This is a genomic window from Amycolatopsis sp. NPDC114505 (assembly GCF_055633615.1).
This window is the reverse complement of the sequence record NZ_JBVKDV010000001.1, coordinates 2,099,681-2,113,226: the sequence shown is the minus strand read 5'-3', so window position 1 is coordinate 2,113,226 and position 13,546 is coordinate 2,099,681. Positions and strand designations below refer to the sequence as shown.

Here is a 13,546-nt window from a genome sequence, read left to right as displayed (position 1 = left end):
AGGGGGACACCCAGGAAGAAGGAGAGCAGAGATGCGCGTCGTGACCCAGGAGACCCTCGGCGGACCGGAGGTGCTCCGCGTCACCGAAGCACCGCGCCCGGAACCCGGGCCGACGGAGGTCCTGGTGCGGGTGAAGGCCGCGGGCATCAACCCCGTCGACTGGAAGGTGCGGGCCGGCGGTGGGTTCCTCGGCGAGCCGCCGTTCACCGTCGGGTGGGACGTCGCCGGCGTCGTCGAGGAGGTCGGCTTCGGGGCCACCGGTGTCCGGGAAGGCGACGAAGTCCTCGGCATGCCGTGGTTCCCGCGCCCGGGCAACGCCTACGCCGAGTACGTCACCGCGCCCTCGCGGCACTTCGTGCGCAAGCCGGCCGGACTGTCGTTCGCCGAGGCCGCCGCACTGCCGCTGGCCGGGCTCACCGCCTGGCAGGGCCTCGTCGACGTCGCCGATGTCCACAAGGGACAGCGCGTCTTCGTCGACGCCGCCGCGGGTGGGGTCGGCCACCTCGCGGTACAGATCGCGAAAGCACGCGGCGCGTACGTCATCGGCACGGCCAGCGCCGGCAAGCACGACTTCCTGCGCGAACTCGGTGTCGACGAGCCGATCGACTACCACGAAAAGGAAGCCACCACGTCCGATGTGGACGTCTACTTCGGACTCGTCGGCGAGGACAGCGACCTGCGCTGGCTCCCCGCGATCAAGGAGGGCGGCCTGCTGATCGGCGTGCCCAGCGGCGTCGCGGACCAGGTTGCCCGAAAAGCCGCCGAGCGCAATGTCCGCACCGAACGGATCCTCGTGGAGCCGGACCGCGGCGGGCTGACCGGCCTCGTCGAGCTGATCGAGGCCGGTCAGCTGAAGGTCCGCGTCGAGCAGACCTTCCCGCTGGAAGACGCCGCCAAGGCGCACGAGCTGGGTGAGTCCGGCCGGGTGGCCGGCAAGCTCGTGCTGACCGTCTAACCCCGGGCGAGCACCTGCGGCAGCACCGTCGTGAGCCCGGTCCAGTCCGACGTGATCACCGACGCGTGCTGCTTCGCCAGGTCGGCGACGCGCTGGTTGGCCTGCTCGACCGTCGGGTTGTGCGCGTCGATCGCCGGCGCGACGTTCTGCCCGTCGGTCATCACGACGTAGTAGTGGTTGGCGTCGTACCACCACGGCCCGGTCTGCGTCACCCACGCGTTCGCGTCGCCGTCGAACACGACGAACCACGGCTTGAGGTCGGCGGTGTACTTGTCCCGCGGGTCACCGCCGGCCGCACCGTGGACGGTCGGGAAGATGTTCGCGTCGCCGAGCTTGCCGGCGTTCTTGAGGCCGACCAGGTAGCGCGCGTACTCGACGTCCGTCTTGAGCGTGTCGGTCGGGTTCTGCTCCTCGACCGTGCCGGGGATGATCTCGGTGATCACACGGCCCCGCAACGCGTCCACGGACGGCCAGTTGTCCGCTTTGGACGCGTCGTCGAGGGTGGCGTAGCTCCCGAGCAGCTCGCTCGGGCGGAACGCGACGCTGCCGAGGTGCGAGCGGAACGTCGCGTCCAGCTCGTCCGGGCCCATGCCGGTGTTGTCCGAGAAGCCCGTCTTCATCTCGAGCTTGAGCGTGATCGGCGTGTGCCCGGGGTGGGCGGCCAGCCAGATCCGGATGTCGTCGAGGCAGTACTCGAGGTTCTTGTTCTTGCCGCCGGTGTACAGCTGCGACGCCGACGTGGCCGCGACGCAGTTGTTGTTGTTCCCCAACGGGTTCGAGTGGCTGACCTTCCACTCGTGGGTGAAGAAGTCCGGCCAGACGTCGAGCTCGATCAGCGACGACCCGGCGTCGAGCGCCTGGGCCAGATAGCCGTAGGCCGCCGGGTCGTACGTGTTGTGCACGCCGACCGTGGTGACATGGGAGAGCTTTGGGCTGTCCGCGTTGGCAGCAGTCGCTCCCGAGAACGTGAGAGCTGCCGCGAGGAGGACCACCGAGAAGAGCTTCATCCAGGCTCCTTCGAACGTGAGTAACGTTCACAATGTCTCACCGTGGTTGACTGTTGATGAAGCAAAAGAGGCCGATTGGCCTAGACCAGAAGTCGGGAAACCACCATGACGACGAGCCCTCCCACGGCGTTGACCATCGCCGGGTCGGACTCCGGCGGTGCCGCCGGGCTCCAGGCGGACCTGCGCACCTTCCTGACCTGCGGCGTGCACGGCCTGGTCGCGGTCACCGCCGTCACGGTGCAGAACACCCTGGGTGTGCACGACCGCGCCGACCTGCCGCCGCACATCGTGGCCGGGCAGATCGAGGCCGTCGCGGCGGACATGGGCGTCGGGGCGGCCAAGACCGGCATGCTGGCGTCCGCGGAGATCATCAACGCCGTCGCGGCCGCGTGTGACAAGGCCGGGATCGGCCGCGACGAGAAGATCCCGTTCGTCGTCGACCCGGTGGCGGCGTCGATGCACGGCCACCCGCTGTTCGACGACGCCGGCCTGCACGCCCTGCGCGACGAGCTGCTGCCGCGCGCGACGGTGCTGACCCCGAACCTGGACGAGGTCCGCCTCCTGACCGGCATGACCGTGAAGGACCGCGAGGGCATGCACACCGCGGCCGTGGTGCTCCAGCGGATGGGCCCGAAGTACGTCCTGGTCAAGAGCGGCCACCTGCAGTCCGACCCGGAATGCGTCGACCTGCTCTTCGACGGCTCGACGTTCGTGGAGCTGCCGGGCGAGCGGTATCCGACGCCGCACACGCACGGCGCGGGCGACACGATGGCGTCGGCGCTCACGGCGGGCCTGGCCAAGGGCATGCCGGTGGTCGAGGCGGCGCGGTACGGCAAGTGGTTCGTCTCCCACGCCGTCGAGCACGCCTACCCGATGGGCGCCAAGGTCGGACCCGTCTCGGCCTTCTGGCGGCTGGCACCCGAAGAGCGCTGAGCACCCGCCCGGTTACCATCCCTGCGTTTACTCATCCTTGAACTGAGCAGGGGGCGGCCTTGACCGGGCGCGAGCGGGTGGCGAAGGTCCTCGAGGACCGCCGCTTCCAGAACTTCATCATCGCCGTGATCGTGTTCAACGCGACCACGCTCGGCATGGAAACGTCGACGTCCCTGATGAACGGCTACGGGACGCTCCTGCACGTCCTCGACCACATCGCGCTGGGCATCTTCGTCGCCGAGCTGCTCGCGAAGTTCTACGCCTACCGCGGCGCGTTCTTCCGCGACAACTGGAACGTCTTCGACCTGCTGGTCGTCGGCATCGCGGTGATCCCGGCGACCGGGCCGTTCGCCGTCCTGCGGTCGCTGCGCGTGCTCCGGGTGCTGCGGCTGATCTCGGTCGTGCCGTCGATGCGCAAGGTCGTGTCCGGGCTGCTCGCGGCGATCCCCGGCATGGCGTCGATCGCCGCGCTGCTCGCGCTGATCATCTTCGTCGCCGGGGTGATGGCGACCAAGCTGTTCGGCGTCATCTCGCCGGAGAACTTCGGTGACCTCGGCACGTCGCTGTTCACGCTGTTCCAGGTGATGACCGGCGAGGCGTGGCCGGACATCGCGAAGGAGATCATGGTCCAGGCGCCGATGGCCTGGATCTTCTTCGTCGTCTACATCCTGGTGTCGAGCTTCGCCGTGCTGAACCTGTTCATCGCCGTGGTCGTCAGCGGCATGGAGGACGAGCTGCGCCAGGACATCCGCGAGGAAGAGGCCAAGCAGGCCGCGACGCAGGCCGAAGCCAACCGGGAGATCCTCGAGGAGCTGCGCGCCGTCCGCGCGGAGCTGGCCGAGCTGAGGCGGGAGCAGGCCGCTTAGCGGTCCTCGTCCGCGATCAGCGCCTCCAGCGCCGGGAGCGCCGTCGTCAGGGCCTCGCGGTGCTCGGGCGTCAAGCGGTCGAGACGCCGGTTCAGCTCCTGCACCCGCGTCGACCGGACGCCGGACACGAGCCGCTCGCCCTCCTCGGTCGCCTTCGCCAGCCACGCGCGGCGGTCGACGGGGTCGGACTCGCGGCTGACGTAGCCCGCCTCGACGAGCGACGCGATGATCCGCGACATGGTCGCCGCGGCGACGCCCTCCTTCGCGGCGAGGTCGCCGAGACGCAGCTGACCGGAGATCACCAGCGTCGCGAGGGCCGAGATGGCGCCGTGGCCCGGGCCGGGTACCCCGGCCTGCCGCAGTGACCGGGACAGCCTGCCGACGGCGAGGTACAACCTGCCCGAGACGTCCTGGACGGAGGTGCTGGTCACGGCTGGCTCCTTCTGCCCTTGCCCCGCCGCGGGTGCGCCGGAAAGTGCCGACAACCTTACGGGTTCGCGGTGCACGTTCGGCGTTAAGGCACCCGTGTTCACCGGGGTGGACTCGATGCCTGCGCCCAGAACCGCTGCGGCACGCGCCCGGCGCTGCGGGCCAGGTGACCGGCGACGACGGCCGAGCGCATCGCCGCGGCCATCCGTTCGGGGTCCGTCGCCCGGGTGACGGCGGTGGACAGCAGGACGGCGTCGCAGCCGAGCTCCATCGCCAGCGTCGCGTCGGACGCCGTGCCGATTCCGGCGTCCAGGATCACCGGGACGCCCGCCCGCGAAACGATCAGCTCGATGTTGTGCGGATTCCGGATGCCGAGGCCGGTGCCGATCGGCGCGCCCAGCGGCATCACCGCGGCGCAGCCGGCCTCTTCGAGGCGCAGCGCGAGCACCGGATCGTCGTTCGTGTAGGCGAACACGGTGAACCCGTCGGCGGCCAGCCGTTCGGCGGCGTCGAGGGTTTCGATCGGGTCCGGGAGCAGCGTCCGGTCGTCGGCGTGCACCTCGAGCTTGATGAGATCGGTACCGAGCGCCTCGCGCGCCAGCTGCGCGGTGAGCACGGCTTCGGCGGCCGTGCGGCAGCCCGCGGTGTTCGGCAGCAGCTCGATGCCGAGCCTCTTCAGCAGTTCGAGGACGCCGGAGCCGCCCTCGGCGTCGGCGCGGCGCATGGCGACGGTGGTCAGCTCGGTGCCGGACGCGACCAGCGCGCGTTCGAGCACGGCGAGGTTCGCCGCGCCGCCGGTGCCGATGATCAGCCTCGACGACAGCTTGTGCGTGCCGATGACCAGCGGTTCTTCGTCCATTTCAGCCTCCCTGGACCGCGGTGAGCACGTCGAGTGCCGCGCCCTTGGGCACGGCGGTGGCCGCCCAGTCGCCGCGGCGGACGACGACGCCGTCGACCGCGACGGCGATGCCGGGCCGCTGGCCGCCCGACGCGTCGAGGACGTCGGCGACGGTCGCGCCGTCCGGGAACTCCGTCCACGTCCCGTTGAGCTTGATCTCCATCACACGTGCTCCTTTTGGTGCAGGCGGGCGGGCGAAGCCGCTTCGACGCCTTCGGGCGGCTTCTCACCCTCGAGCCAGGCGAGGACGGCGTCCGCGGTCACGGGGGCCATCAGCAAGCCGTTGCGGTGGTGCCCGGTGGCGGCGAAGACGCCGTCGTCCAGGACACCGACGTACGGCAGCACGTCCCGACTGCCGGCCCGCAGGCCCGCGGCGGTCTCGACGAGCTCGTACTCGGTGATCGCGGGGAAGACGCGCTCGGCGCCCTCGATCAGCTCGCGGACGCCGCGCGCGGTGACGGCCCGGTCGAAGCCCGCTTCGTACTGCGTCGCGCCGAGCACAAGCTCCTGGTCGCCGCGCGGGACGAGGTAGATCGGGCGCCCCTCGACGACGGCCCGCACGGTGCGCGACGGCGGCGGCAGGCAGCCGCGGCGCGGTTTCAGGCGCAGGATCTCGCCCTTGAGCGGGCGGACGGCGTCGGCGAGCTGCGGGTGCAGCCGCCCGGTCCAGGCACCCGCGGCGAGCACGACGGCGTCGGCGTCCGGGATCCGTTCGACGCGCTCGCGGACGAACCGGACTTTGTGGTTGACGCAGGCCGCGTACAGGGCGTGGAGCAGTTTCCGGTTGTCCACGGCCAGGTCGCCGAGCACGTGGAGTCCACTTCGGACGGACCCGACCCCGGGTTCGAGCCGCTTGGTCTCCCGGCTGGTGAGCCGTTCGGCCGCGCGGCCGAGCGAGTGCAGGTGGGCGGCGAGGATGTCGAGGTGCCCGGCGTCGGCGCTGTCGAACGCGACGACGAGCGTCCCGTGCTCGGCGAGTCCGGGGTCGACGCCCTCCTGCGCGAGGTCGCTGGCGAAGCCGGGCCAGCGACGTAAAGAGGCTTCGCCGAGCGTGAGGACGTCCTCCTCGCCCGGCCAGGCCTCGGTGACCGGGGCGAGCATGCCGCCGGCCAGCCAGGACGCGCCACCGCGGACGGGTTCAGGGTCGTAGAGGGTGACTTCGCGGCCGGTGCGCGCGGCTCGCCAGGCCGCGGACAGGCCGATGACGCCGCCACCGACGACGGCCAGGGTGTTCGTCATGGGAATCACGCTCCCTGCGCCGGCATGACCCGGATCAGGTTCCACGGTCGGAGCGGCAGCTCCCTCTCAGCCCGTCCCTCGGGCTCCCGTGCGGACCCGTCCACCCTACTGTGCCGTTGGTTGATAATCCAACCGCAGCCACGGCCGGATGACTTTCGCGGCAACGGCACTTGCCGTTCGACGGCCTGCCTGCTTTGGTCGGATTATCAACCGCCGAGGTACGGTCGCCGCTATGCCCGCCCTCTCCGGTGACAAGATCCGCGCCCGCCTCGACGCCGCGCGCCTGTACCTGTGCACGGACGCCCGCACAGCCCGCGGCGACCTGGCCGCGTTCGCCGACGCGGCGCTGGCCGGCGGCGTCGACATCATCCAGCTGCGCGACAAGACCGGCGGCTCTCCGCTCGAGGCCGCGGCCGAGATCGCGGCGCTGGAGGTGCTGGCCGAGGCGTGCGCGCGCCACGGAGCGCTGCTGTCGGTGAACGACCGCGCGGACGTAGCGCTGGCGGTCGGCGCGGACGTGCTCCACCTGGGCCAGGACGACATCCCGGTCCCCCTGGCCCGCCGCATCCTGGGCGACGAGGTGGTCATCGGACGCTCGACGCACTCCGTCTCGCAGGCTTCGGCCGCCGCTTCGGAGCCGGGCGTGGACTACTTCTGCACGGGCCCGTGCTGGCCCACGCCGACGAAGCCCGGGCGCACCGCGCCGGGGCTGGACCTGGTCCGCGCGACCGCGTCTTCGGCTCCCGCACGGCCGTGGTTCGCGATCGGCGGAATCGACGGCCCGCGGCTCCCGGAGGTTCTCGAGGCGGGAGCGTCGCGGATCGTCGTCGTCCGGGCGATCACCGAGGCCGAGGACCCCGAAGCCGCCGCGCGAGAGCTGCGGGCCCGCCTTCCCTGACCTACGGGGTCGGGGTGGTCGCCGCGCCCTGGCTGGTCGGCGGGGCCGACGTCGTCGGCTGCTGGGCCGTTGTGCTCGGGGTCGTCGGGGTGGTCGTCGGGGACTGCGACGACGTCGTCGGCGGGGTGGTCGTCTCCGTGGTCGTCGACGGCGTGTTCGTCGGTGAGTCCTGCGTGTCGTTCGTCGAGGTCGACGGCGTTGTCGACGGGGTCGGGTCCGTGGTGCCCGACCCGCCGCCGAAGATCTTGCCGATGCTCGAGCCCGTGCCCGCCGCCACCTTGCCGCCCGTCGCCGCCTCGACGCCGACGATCGCCAGGATCGCCACCGCGAACGCCACCACGCTCGTGCCGATGATCAACGGCCAGCGCAGCTTCCGCAGCCGCGAAGGCTCTTCCTCGGGCGGTGACTCCGGCCGCGGCAGCCGCACCGTCGGCTGCTCGGCCAGCTCGCCCTCGGAACCGGTCCCGCCACGCCGGCGGATCCCCGACGTCGCCAGCTGCCGGGCCCTCGCCGCCGCCGCGCGCGTGCGCTGCAGCGAGCGCAGGTACACCTCGCCGCCGACCGTCGTGATCACACTCGCCACGCCCGCGCCCACGACGGTCCCCGCCACGCCGAGCGTCGATCCCAGCAGTGCCGCCGTCACCGCCGCCAGTGCCGCTGCCATCACCTGCGCGATCCGCAGGCCTGACTTCTCTTCCTTCGCTTCGGAAGCCGCTGCGTTCTCCTTGCTCATGATCCCGATCCGGTAGTAAGTCTTCTCCCCTGTCCAACGTCTAAGGCGCGCGAGGAACTCCCCGCGTTGCCGTGACGTGAGGAGGACCACTCCGTCTGTCCACAATAGACACTCCGGGCCGAACACTTTCTTGACATACTCGGCACATGGAACTGGTGACGATCTCAGACATCGAGGCCGCGGCGAAGCGCGTCCAGGGTGTCGCCGTGCGCACGCCCCTGCTGCTCCAGACGTGGGACCCCCGCGGAACCCTGTGGCTCAAACCCGAAAGCCTGCAACCGGTCGGCGCGTTCAAGGTGCGCGGCGCGTTCAACGCGATCGGTTCCCTCGACGAGCTGCAGCGCTCCCGTGGCGTCATCGCTTACTCGAGCGGCAACCACGCGCAAGCCGTCGCTTACGCCGCGCAGCAGTACGGCGTGCCCGCGGTGATCGTCGTGCCGGACATCGCGCCGCGGATCAAGGTCGAGGCCACCCGCGCGTACGGCGCCGAGGTGATCGAGGTGCCGATCGGCGAGCACGAGGCCAAAGCGCACGAACTGGCCGCCGAACGCGGGCTGACCCTCGTCCCGCCCTTCGACGACGCGGCGATCATCGCCGGACAGGGCACGACGGGCCTCGAGATCGCCGAGGACCTCCCCGACGTCGAGGTCGTGCTGGTGCCGGTCAGCGGCGGCGGGCTGGCGTCCGGCGTCGGCACCGCCATCAGGGCCCGCGCCCCGCACGCGAAGGTCATCGGCGTCGAGCCGGCGCTGGCCGGCGACACGACCGAGGGGCTGCGCCTGGGCCGTCAGGTCGACTGGCCGCAGGCGGACCGCGCCCGGACGATCGCCGACGGCCTGCGCGCGCAGCCGTCGGAGCTGACCTTCGCACACCTGAAGGAGGTCGTCGACGCCATGGTCACGGTCTCCGAGGACGAGATCCGCGAGACCATGCGCACGCTCGCCCGCAAGGCCCGGCTGGTCGCCGAGCCCAGCGGCGCGGTGGCGACGGCGGCGTACCTGTTCCACGCCGAAGAGCTGCCGGCCGGACGCACGGTCGCCGTCGTCTCGGGCGGCAACGCCGACCCGGCGATGTTCGCGGAGATCCTCGCGGGCTAGGAACCGGCGACCGGGGTCCCGCCGCCGCGGACGTGCGTCGGCGGGCCCTCGACACCGCAGTGGTAGCACTCGCCCAGGTGCGGAGACTCGTCGGCGGCCGGGGGCGGAGGAGTCGGGGGCGCGAGCACGCCGTTGTGGATGCCCAGCGCGATCAGCCCGCCGGCGATCGCCAGCGCCGCGCAGATCACCAGCGCCATCCGCCAGCCCGCGGTGAGCGCCACCGGGTCGGCGTACGCCTCGCCGGTCAGCCCGGCCGCCGCCGGCAGCACCGCCACCGCCAAGAGCCCGCCGGACCGCGCGATGGCGTTGTTGACCCCGGACGCGACGCCGGCGAAGCGGTCCGGGGCCGCGGCGAGCACCGTCGCGGTCACCGGGGCCACCACCGTCGCCAGGCCGAGCCCGAACACGACGACCGCCGGCAGCACCGCGCCGAGGTAGGACGCGCCGGGCGCAATGCGCAGCATCAGCAGCATCCCGATGCCGACGACGATCGGGCCGACCACCAGCTGCGCGCGCGGCCCGATCCGCTGCGCCAGCGCGCCCGACCGGCCCGACAGCAGCAGCATGACCACCGTGAGCGGCAGCCCGGCCAGGCCGGACGCCGTCGGCGAGTAGTGCAGCGACACCTGCAGCTGCATCACCAGCAGCATCATCACGCCGCCGAGCGCCGCGTACATGGCGAAGGTCAGCACGTTGGCCAGGGTGAACGTCCGGTCGCGGAACAGCGACGGCGGCACCAGCGGCTCGCGCGAGCGGTGCTGGACGACGACGAACGCGGTCAGCCCGGCGATCCCCAGCAGGCCCGCGACCAGCACGATCGGGTCACCGATGCCGCGTCCCGGCGCCTCCACCAGCGCGCCGGTGATCCCGGCGAGGCCGAGCGCGCCGAGCGCCGCGGCGCCGAAGTCCGGGTGCCCGGTCGCCTCCGGGTCGCGGGACTCGGGGACGAACTTCCGGGCCATCAGCACGACGACGACCGCGATCGGGACGTTGATGAGGAACGCGAGCCGCCACGACCAGACCTGGACGAGGAAACCGCCGAGCAGTGGTCCGGCGGCCGCGGCGATGCCGCCGAGCCCGGACCAGGCGCCGATCGCGCGGGCGCGGGCGTCGTGCGCGAAGGACGACTGGAGGATCGCGAGCGACCCCGGCGTCAGCAGCGCGCCGCCGATGCCCTGCAGGATCCGCATCGCGACCAGCATCTCGGTGGACACGGCGGCGGCGCACAGCCCGGAGGCGACGCCGAACCAGACGACGCCGATGAGGTACACGCGGCGCCGGCCGTAGCGGTCGCCGAGCGAGCCGGCGACCAGGATGAGCGCGGCGAGCGCCAGCAGGTAGCCGTCGAGGATCCATTGGAGCCCGGCGACGGAGGCGTTCAGCTCGGCGCCGATGCGGGGCAGGGCGACGTTGACGATGGTGCCGTCGAGCATCGCCATGCCCGAGCCGAGGATCGTGGTGGCGAGCACGCCGCGGGCGGCGTGCGTCCCCCATCGGATCCCGGTGTCTTCGGTGGCAGTCACCCCGCAACTCCACCTTGCGCGGTGATCGCCGTCAACACCGGGTCAGGGCATCAGCGTCGTGACGAACTTGTACCGGTCGCCGCGGTAGACCGAGCGGGCGTACTCGACCGGCTTGCCGTCCGTGGCGAACGAGTGCCGGGTCAGCCGGAGCACCGGCATGCCGACGTCGGCGCCGAGCATCTCCGCCTCTTCCGGACCGGCGAGCGACGTCTCGATCGACTCCTCCGCGCGTTCGAGTTCCACGCCGTAGTACTCGCGCAGAACGGCGTACAACGAACCGCCCGCCGAGACGTGCTTGCGCAGCCCGCGGAATCGGCCGGCCGGCAGGTGCGAAGTCTCCAGCGCCATCGGCTGCGAGTCCGCCAGTCGAAGCCGTCGAAGGCGAAGAATTTTCGCACCAGTACGGATTCCGAGCAGTTTCGCGAGATCGCCCTCGGCCGGGAGCTCCTCGAGCTCCAGCAGCTTCGAAGACGGCTTCAGGCCTTGGCGCCGCATGTCCTCGGTGTAAGAGGACAACTGCAGCCGCTGCGCGAGCTTCGGCTCGGCCGCGAAGGTGCCTTTGCCCTGCACACGGTGCAGGCGGCCCTCGGCGGTGAGGTCCGCCAGCGCCTGGCGCACGGTGGTGCGGGAAACCGTGAACTCCCCGGCGAGCGCGCGTTCGGTCGGGATCGGCGACCCGGGCGGCAGCACGTCCAGGAGGTCGAGGAGGTGCTGTTTCAGCGCCCAGTACTTGGGCTCGCGCTGCCCGCGCATCCCGGCGACGGCACTCGCCTCGCCCGTGGTGGTGGTCTCCAACATGCCCGACTCCCTATGTCTTCCCTCATTGCGCGCCACGTCCCCAGAAGAAACGTACCCTTTTCCCCAAACGCGCCGCCCCACTAAGATTGGTCTAGACCTGACCGACGCCGCCTGAGTCCGGTACATAATGCCGGAGGTGGAGAGGAAAATGATGACCGAACAACGGCCCGGCGAGCACATGGCCGCGGAGATCGCCCAGCAACCGGACGTCCTGGCCGGACTGGTGGGGCGTCAGGCGGAAATCGCCGAGGTGGCGGAAAAGATCTCACAACGGCCCCCGCGCTTCGCTTTGCTCGCCGCGCGTGGATCGAGTGACCACGCAGCGTTGTATGCGAAGTACCTGATCGAGGTACTGCTCGGCCTTCCGGCTGGTCTTGTCTCCCCGTCCACGGCGACGCTGTACGGCGCGCGGCCCGATCTGCGGGACGTGCTGTTCGTCACGGTCAGCCAGAGCGGTGGTTCGCCCGACCTGATCGAGGTCACCGAAACGGCGCGCCGCCAGGGCGCGCTGACGGTGTCCGTCACCAACACCCCGGACTCGCCGCTGCGGGCGGCGTCCGAACTGGGCGTCGACATCGGCGCCGGTCTCGAGAAGGCCGTCGCCGCGACCAAGACGTACTCGGCGACGCTGATGGCGCTCTACCTCCTGATCGACGCGGTGCGCGGCGGCAAGGCGGCCGACGCCGAGAAGATCGGCGAGCTGGCGCAGCAGACCCTCGACGGTGCGGCCGAGGGCGTCCAGCGCGCGGTCGACCGGTACCGCTTCGTGGACCGCGTCCTCACCACCGGCCGCGGCTACTCGTACGCGTCGGCGCTGGAGGGCTCGCTGAAGCTGGCCGAGACCAGCTACCTCGCCGCCCGCGCGTACAGCGGCGCGGACCTGCTGCACGGCCCGGTCGCGGCGGTGGACGGCGAGACCGCCGTGCTCGCGGTGACCAGCAAGGGACAGGGCGGCCAGGCGATGCACGAGGTCCTCGAGGCCGTCGGCAAGCGCGGCGCGGACGTCCTCGCCGTCGGTTCGGCCGCCTCGGAGGTGCCGGCGGCGCTGCGCATCGACGTCGCGCCGACGGTCGAGGAGCTCGCGCCGATCCTGGAGATCCTGCCCATCCAGCGGATCGCGCTCGGCCTGTCCCTCGCCCGCGGCGGCGACCCGGACAGCCCGCGCGGCCTGCTGAAGGTGACCAAGACCAGGTGACCTTCGCGATCGGCGTCGACGCCGGCGGCACGTCGACCAGGGCCGCACTGGTCGACGCCGCCGGCGTCGTGCTCGGCACCGGGCGCGGCGACGGCGCCAACCCCAACGCGCACGCGCCCGAGGTCGCCGCGGGGCGGATCGCCGACGCGATCGCCGAAGCGCTCGGCACCCGCGATCCGGGCGACGTGCGGGCGTGCGTCGTCGGCATGGCCGGGGTCAGCAAGCTCAGCGACGTGCGCGTGGCGGCGGTGTTCGACGCGGCGTGGGCGCGGATAGGGCTCACGGGCGTGCGGGTCGTGGCCGACGCCGAAGTGGCGTACGCGTCCGCGACGTCGGCGCCGGACGGGACCGTGCTCGTCGCCGGGACCGGTTCCATCGCGGGCCGGATCCGCAAGCGCCGGCTGGCCGGCACCGCGGGCGGCTACGGCTGGCTGCTCGGCGACGAAGGCTCCGCGTTCTGGCTCGGCCGCGAAGCCGTCCGATCCACTTTGGAGGCTCTCGGGCGCGGCCTGTCCCTCGCCGGGCTCCCGTCGGCGGTGCTCACCGAGGCACTCGGACCGTCCGGTTTGGACGTACGGACGGACGCGGAGCGGCTCGCGGCAGCACGCGCGTTGATCACGACCGCCAACGCCGAGGCGCCGGTCCGGCTCGCCCGATTCGCCCCTTTGGTGAGTGCCGCGCACGCCGCGGGCGAGCCCGCGGCGGGCGAAATCGTCACCCGAGCGGCCGGACTTCTGGTCTCGAACGCCCTCGCCGCGCGCGAGCCCGGCGAGTCGACCCCGGTCGTGCTCGTGGGTTCGGTGCTCACCGGAACCAGCCCGGTCGGCGCTCTCGTGCGCCGCGGACTGGCCGGGCTCGAGGTGCTGACCAGCTCGGATGGGGTGCTGGGGGCGGCCTGGCTCGCGGCCGTGGACGCTTTCGGCGAAGGGGTGGTTAGACCAGTATTTCCCTAAAAAATTGAGTAAAACGCGACGC

The 13,546-nt window shown here is 71.7% G+C and carries 15 protein-coding genes and 1 riboswitch; of the genes, 7 read left to right on the top strand and 8 right to left on the bottom strand.

Features of this window, described 5'->3' with window-relative positions; all coding sequences use genetic code 11:
• Positions 1-31: 31 nt before the first annotated feature.
• Complete coding sequence (locus ACZ7OU_RS10580) at positions 32-955, top strand: NADP-dependent oxidoreductase (RefSeq protein WP_470254894.1); 924 nt, start codon at positions 32-34, stop codon at positions 953-955.
• Here the strand turns inward: ACZ7OU_RS10580 and ACZ7OU_RS10575 are convergent.
• Positions 952-1,962: a phosphatidylinositol-specific phospholipase C domain-containing protein gene (locus ACZ7OU_RS10575; RefSeq protein WP_470254893.1), complete on the bottom strand. Its 1,011-nt coding sequence runs from the start codon at positions 1,960-1,962 to the stop codon at positions 952-954. The genes ACZ7OU_RS10580 and ACZ7OU_RS10575 overlap by 4 nt on opposite strands.
• Positions 1,963-2,067: 105 nt before the next feature.
• On the opposite strand from ACZ7OU_RS10575, the gene thiD reads away from it, so the two are divergent.
• Together thiD and ACZ7OU_RS10565 are read left to right on the top strand one after the other, a co-directional pair.
• Positions 2,068-2,895 carry a bifunctional hydroxymethylpyrimidine kinase/phosphomethylpyrimidine kinase gene (gene thiD / locus ACZ7OU_RS10570; protein WP_470242195.1) on the top strand — a complete coding sequence of 276 codons (828 nt, stop codon included), beginning with the start codon at positions 2,068-2,070 and terminating at the stop codon, positions 2,893-2,895.
• Positions 2,896-2,954: 59 nt separating this feature from the next.
• A complete protein-coding gene (locus tag ACZ7OU_RS10565) occupies positions 2,955-3,761 on the top strand; it encodes an ion transporter (RefSeq protein ID WP_470254892.1) in 807 nt (268 codons plus the stop codon).
• Here ACZ7OU_RS10565 and ACZ7OU_RS10560 read toward each other — a convergent pair.
• The 4 genes from ACZ7OU_RS10560 to thiO form a co-directional block, all read right to left on the bottom strand.
• Positions 3,758-4,192 carry a MarR family winged helix-turn-helix transcriptional regulator gene (locus ACZ7OU_RS10560; protein WP_470242197.1) on the bottom strand — a complete coding sequence of 145 codons (435 nt, stop codon included), beginning with the start codon at positions 4,190-4,192 and terminating at the stop codon, positions 3,758-3,760. The two genes, ACZ7OU_RS10565 and ACZ7OU_RS10560, sit on opposite strands and share 4 nt — an antisense overlap.
• Before the next feature lie 98 nt (positions 4,193-4,290).
• Positions 4,291-5,049 (bottom strand): thiazole synthase, encoded by a 759-nt coding sequence (thiG, locus tag ACZ7OU_RS10555; protein WP_470242198.1) that lies wholly within the window; start codon positions 5,047-5,049, stop codon positions 4,291-4,293.
• 1 nt (position 5,050) lies between these two features.
• Positions 5,051-5,251: a sulfur carrier protein ThiS gene (gene thiS / locus ACZ7OU_RS10550; protein ID WP_470242199.1), complete on the bottom strand. Its 201-nt coding sequence runs from the start codon at positions 5,249-5,251 to the stop codon at positions 5,051-5,053.
• Positions 5,251-6,327: a glycine oxidase ThiO gene (thiO, locus tag ACZ7OU_RS10545; RefSeq protein ID WP_470254891.1), complete on the bottom strand. Its 1,077-nt coding sequence runs from the start codon at positions 6,325-6,327 to the stop codon at positions 5,251-5,253. Before thiO ends, thiS begins: the two co-directional genes overlap by 1 nt.
• Positions 6,322-6,427: riboswitch (TPP riboswitch) on the bottom strand. (Overlaps the previous gene by 6 nt.)
• A 132-nt stretch (positions 6,428-6,559) precedes the next feature.
• Here thiO and thiE point away from each other — a divergent pair.
• Positions 6,560-7,225 carry a thiamine phosphate synthase gene (gene thiE / locus ACZ7OU_RS10540; protein ID WP_470254890.1) on the top strand — a complete coding sequence of 222 codons (666 nt, stop codon included), beginning with the start codon at positions 6,560-6,562 and terminating at the stop codon, positions 7,223-7,225.
• Position 7,226: 1 nt separating this feature from the next.
• Here the strand turns inward: thiE and ACZ7OU_RS10535 are convergent, their stop codons facing one another.
• Complete coding sequence (locus ACZ7OU_RS10535; protein WP_470254889.1) at positions 7,227-7,958, bottom strand: hypothetical protein; 732 nt, start codon at positions 7,956-7,958, stop codon at positions 7,227-7,229.
• Positions 7,959-8,104: 146 nt separating this feature from the next.
• On the opposite strand from ACZ7OU_RS10535, the gene ACZ7OU_RS10530 reads away from it, so the two are divergent.
• Positions 8,105-9,055: a threonine ammonia-lyase gene (locus ACZ7OU_RS10530; RefSeq protein ID WP_470242203.1), complete on the top strand. Its 951-nt coding sequence runs from the start codon at positions 8,105-8,107 to the stop codon at positions 9,053-9,055.
• On the opposite strand, the gene ACZ7OU_RS10525 is transcribed toward ACZ7OU_RS10530, so the two are convergent.
• Complete coding sequence (locus tag ACZ7OU_RS10525; protein WP_470242204.1) at positions 9,052-10,578, bottom strand: MFS transporter; 1,527 nt, start codon at positions 10,576-10,578, stop codon at positions 9,052-9,054. The genes ACZ7OU_RS10530 and ACZ7OU_RS10525 overlap by 4 nt on opposite strands.
• Positions 10,579-10,620: 42 nt before the next feature.
• Positions 10,621-11,376 (bottom strand): GntR family transcriptional regulator, encoded by a 756-nt coding sequence (locus ACZ7OU_RS10520; protein ID WP_470242205.1) that lies wholly within the window; start codon positions 11,374-11,376, stop codon positions 10,621-10,623.
• A 148-nt stretch (positions 11,377-11,524) separates the two neighbouring features.
• On the opposite strand from ACZ7OU_RS10520, the gene ACZ7OU_RS10515 reads away from it, so the two are divergent.
• Both ACZ7OU_RS10515 and ACZ7OU_RS10510 read left to right on the top strand, forming a co-directional pair.
• Positions 11,525-12,571 carry an SIS domain-containing protein gene (locus ACZ7OU_RS10515; protein WP_364630804.1) on the top strand — a complete coding sequence of 349 codons (1,047 nt, stop codon included), beginning with the start codon at positions 11,525-11,527 and terminating at the stop codon, positions 12,569-12,571.
• The gene (locus ACZ7OU_RS10510; protein ID WP_470254888.1) at positions 12,568-13,524 is read left to right on the top strand and encodes an N-acetylglucosamine kinase; all 957 of its coding nucleotides are present in this window, start codon (positions 12,568-12,570) and stop codon (positions 13,522-13,524) included. The genes ACZ7OU_RS10515 and ACZ7OU_RS10510 overlap by 4 nt, the downstream gene beginning before the upstream one ends.
• Positions 13,525-13,546: the final 22 nt, after the last annotated feature.